The organism is Achromobacter insuavis, assembly GCF_902859645.1.
GTDB classification, from domain to species: domain Bacteria; phylum Pseudomonadota; class Gammaproteobacteria; order Burkholderiales; family Burkholderiaceae_B; genus Achromobacter; species Achromobacter insuavis.
Genome location: NZ_CADIJR010000164.1, coordinates 1 through 3380, shown reverse-complemented (window position 1 = coordinate 3380; position 3380 = coordinate 1). Strand labels below are relative to the sequence as shown.

Annotated in this window: 2 protein-coding genes; both read left to right on the top strand. The window is 71.2% G+C overall.

The features are described 5' to 3' along the window. A partial coding sequence (locus H0523_RS31740; RefSeq protein WP_180180303.1) for a FecR family protein occupies positions 1–763 on the top strand: 763 nt, incomplete at its 5' end. Positions 764–861: 98 nt separating this feature from the next. Further along, on the top strand, positions 862–3267 hold the full coding sequence (locus H0523_RS31735) for a TonB-dependent siderophore receptor (RefSeq protein WP_156350026.1): 2406 nt from the start codon (positions 862–864) through the stop codon (positions 3265–3267). The last annotated feature ends 113 nt before the right edge of the window (positions 3268–3380 follow it).

The following is a 3380-nucleotide window of genomic DNA, read 5'->3' as shown; positions in this document are numbered from 1 at the left end:
GGCCTCGGCCGGCCTGCAGGCGGCGCTGGCGCCGCCCCGCCGCCGCCATCTGCGCACGCTGGCGCTGCTGTCCGGCGGGCTGCTGGGCGGCTCGCTGGCCTGGCGTCATACCCCGCTGCGCGACGAACTGCTGGCGCTGGCGGCCGACTACCGCAGCGCCGTCGGCCAGGTCCGCGAATGGCGGCTGGCCGATGGCAGCGCGCTGTGGCTGAACACCGCCAGCGCCGTCGACTTCGACGACGGGCCGGACGAACGCCGCCTGACGCTGCTGCGCGGCGAGATCCTCGTGAACGCCATCGGCGCCGCGCGGCCGTTCGTGGTGGCCACGCCCCATGGACGGCTGCGCACGCGCGCCGCGCGCTTCAACCTGCGGCTGCTGGCGGATGCGGCGCGGCTGGCCGTGTTCGAAGGCACGGTCGAGATCCGCAGCGCCGCTCGTGGCGACACGCTGGCGCTGTCCGCGGGCGGCCAGGTTTCGTTCAGCGCCGACGGCATCGGCCGCCCGGACCTTGCCGACCCCGCCGCTGGCGCCTGGACCCGCGGCATGCTCGTGGCCAACGACATGCGCCTGGCGGATCTGGTGGCCGAGCTGGCGCGCTACCGCCACGGCCACCTGGGCGTGGCGCCCGAGGTCGCCGATCTGCGCGTGATGGGCACCTATCCGCTGGCCGACGCCGACCGTACGCTGCAATTGCTGGCCCGCGCCCTGTCCCTGCGGGTGGAACAGAAGCTGCCCTGGTGGACCACGTTGGCGCCGGCGTGAACGCCGGCCTTCCCTTTTTTCCGTTTCGTTCGATCTGGTAAGTGCGGGACCGCCATTCATCGCCGTCCCGCTTGCCGATGCACGAATACGGAACCGTCATGACACGCGCTTACGCTTTGCCCCCCACTTCTCCCGCGCCCCAAGGGCTGCGTCCCTGGCTGCTGGCCGCCAGCCTGGCGCTGGCCGGCCTGGCGCCCGCCCTGCCCACGCTGGCCCAGCCCGCGCCCACCGCGGCCGATGGCCGCCGCGCCTACCAGATCCCCGCCGGCCCCCTGACCGAAGCGCTCAATGCCTTCGGCCTGGCGGCGGGCGTGCCGCTCGGCGGCGCGATGCCCTTGACGCAGGGCAAGACCAGCCCCGGCCTGTCCGGCCGCTACACGGTGCCGGAGGCGCTGGCCGCGCTGCTGGCCGGCAGCGGCCTGGCCGCCACCCGCACGCCGGACGGACAGTACGTGCTGCAGCCGCAGGCGTCGGGGCCGGCCACGCTGGCGCCGATCGCGGTGGTCGGCGCGTCCGCCCGCGATGCCGATGCCTTCGTGGCGCAGGCCAGCGGCAGCGCCCTCAAGGGCGACACCTCGCTGATGGAGACGCCGCGCTCGGTCAGCGTGGTGACCCGCGCGCAGATGGACGCCCGCGGCGCCACCTCGATGATCGAGGCGGTGCGCTATTCGGCGGGTGTCAGCACCGGCGTGGCGGGCTTCGACCCGCGCTTCGACCAGATCTCGATCCGCGGCTTTCCGGTGAACACCACCGGCGACTATCTGGACGGCCTGCGCCAGACGCCGGGCTCCTACGCCTACTTCCGCACCGAACCCTACGCGCTGGAACGCGTCGACATCGTCAAAGGCCCGATGTCGGTGCTCTACGGCCAGGGCACGCCCGGGGGCATTGTCAACCGGATCTCGAAGCGTCCCGGCCCGGACCCGGTCCACGAAATCATGCTGCAGGGGTCGACCCACGACCGCAAGCAGGCCGCCTTCGACATCGGCGACGATATCAACGAGGCCGGCACCGCGCGTTTCCGCGTGATCGGACTGATGCGGCGCGGCGACACCGAACGCATGATCGCCGACGACCGCGACCTGTTCGCGCCGTCGTTCGAGTTCCGCCTGGGCGAGAACACCACGCTGACGCTGCTGGGCCAGTACATGAAGGACGAGACCGACGCCAACGTCGGCAACTATGTCGAAAACGGCAAGGTCACCAAGATCCGCGTCAGCGATCCGCGCTACGACCACCAGCGCCAGACGCAGTACCAGGCCGGCTACGAGCTGGAGCATCGCCTGGGCCAGGACGTCACGCTGCGCCAGCAATTGCGCTACGGCCATATCGACCTGGACGCGCGCTACCTCAGCGGGGCCGGCCTGGAGCCGGGCACCCGCCTGCTCCAGCGCAGCGCGTGGAGCGTCGAAAGCACGCTCAGAAACGTGTCGCTGGACAACAACGCCACCGTGCGCTTTGCCACCGGCCAGGCCGCCCACAGCCTGCTGGCCGGCTTCGACTACCAGTGGCTGAAGTGGGACCAGGGCGTGGGCTATCTGGCCTCCGGCTACCCTTCGCTGGACCTAGACAACCCGCAGTACGGCTACGTGCCGGGCCCGACCCCGCCGATGAACATGGTGTCGGTGCTGAAACGCAATTCGCAATACGGCTTCTACCTGTCCGACCAGGCCTCGCTGGGCAACTGGCGCCTGACGCTGGGCGGCCGCTATGACACGCTGCGCCAGGACAACCGCAACCTGCTGGCCGGCACGCCCGCGCAGACCAAGTCCGACCAGGCCTTCACCTGGCAGGCCGGCGCGCTGTACCTGGCCGACAACGGCCTGGCTCCGTACGTCAACTATTCCACGTCGTTCACGCCCAATACCAGCCTCACCAAATCGGGCGACGTGCTGGATCCGACCCACGGCGAGCAGATCGAGGCGGGCATCAAGTACCAGCCGCCCGGCTCGCACAGCTACGTGACCCTGGCCGCCTACCGCATCGAGGAAAAGGACGCCGCCCGCGCCGTGCCGGGCCAGCCGTGGTCGGAACTGGCCGGCACCATCCGTTCCACCGGCATCGAGCTGGAAGGCCTGGCCGAGCTGGACCGCGGCCTGCAGCTGATCGCCAGCTACAGCTACAACCAGGGCAAGGTGGTCAAGAGCAATGACCCGGCCGAGATCGGCAAGGTGCCGTCCTACCAGCCGCGCCACCTGGCCAGCCTGTGGCTCGACTACCGCCTGCCGCAGGGGCCGCTGGCGGGCCTGGGCCTGGGCGCCGGCGCCCGTTACGTCGGCGCCAGCTATGGCGACAAGCTCAACCTGATGCGCAATCCGGCGGCCACGCTGTTCGACGTATCGGTGAGCTACGAGCCCGGCTATGCGCATCCGGCGCTGAAGGGATGGCAGGCGCGCCTGAGCGTGCAGAACCTGGCCGACAAGCAGGTGCAGACGTGCAGCGACGGCTATTGCTACCTGGGCCAGGGACGCCAGATCGTCGGTTCGGTGCGCTACAAATGGTGAGCCGCCCCATGCCCCTGCGCCCTTCCCGCCCGCGCCGCATGGCGCGCCTGATGGGCGCGGCCTGGCTGGCGCTCGCCAGCGCCGGCGCCCTGGCGGCGCCGCCGCGGCAGCCC